This is a genomic window from Halomonas sp. SIMBA_159 (genome assembly GCF_046536035.1).
Lineage (GTDB): Bacteria > Pseudomonadota > Gammaproteobacteria > Pseudomonadales > Halomonadaceae > Vreelandella > Vreelandella venusta_A.
Genome location: NZ_JAWJBT010000080.1, coordinates 1 through 552, shown reverse-complemented (window position 1 = coordinate 552; position 552 = coordinate 1). Strand labels below are relative to the sequence as shown.

The following is a 552-nucleotide window of genomic DNA, read 5'->3' as shown; positions in this document are numbered from 1 at the left end:
CAAGCAGGTCAGATTTGACCTCATGAAAACGGCGCGCATCACCGCCAATGACAAAGTCAGTGTTTTTCAGCAGGCGACGAACTTCCGCCGCATAATCAATCTTGCCCGTATCCAGTGCGAAGTTATCGACACGCTTGCCGGACTCAACAAAGTCGAAGTGACGGACGGCCTTGACGGTCGCGCCAGCCTTGGCAAGTTCCAGTACATGGGCCAGTTCGACAGGCGTCCAAGTGAAGGACAGGAAGTCAATAATCGTTTTCATGTTCGAAGACTCCCATGTCGTAGAGTTGCTGCCAGTTCTCAGGCGTAACGAGATACAGCTCATAACCCTGAGGGTAAAATTCCAGACCGATTTGATGTAACTCAGCGGACGAACGGAAGTACTCAGGTTCACCGTCAATGAAGGCGAAGCCAGAGCCATCGGCGTTTTGTTCGTAATACAGGGGCTGAGTCATGGGCAACTTGATGTCTATTAATCCCGATTTGTGTACAGCGTAAATGAAAAGAATCGGGATTGTAAATAGCCAAAATTCGGGACTAACACGCTAGAAT

The 552-nt window shown here is 49.5% G+C and carries 2 protein-coding genes; both read right to left on the bottom strand.

Annotated elements, in window-relative coordinates:
• Nucleotides 1-262: hypothetical protein (locus R0J87_RS18435; RefSeq protein ID WP_498887985.1), on the bottom strand; the 262-nt coding region annotated here is incomplete at its 3' end.
• Entirely contained in the window at nucleotides 246-455 is a 210-nt protein-coding gene (locus tag R0J87_RS18430) for a hypothetical protein (RefSeq protein WP_161443297.1), read from the bottom strand. The genes R0J87_RS18430 and R0J87_RS18435, both read right to left, overlap by 17 nt.
• Nucleotides 456-552 lie beyond the last annotated feature (97 nt).

Excerpts from the sequence above, each read along its gene's own strand:
- R0J87_RS18430 (WP_161443297.1), bottom strand. The coding sequence starts at position 455 with ATGACTCAGCCCCTGTATTACGAACAAAACGCCGATGGCTCTGGCTTC.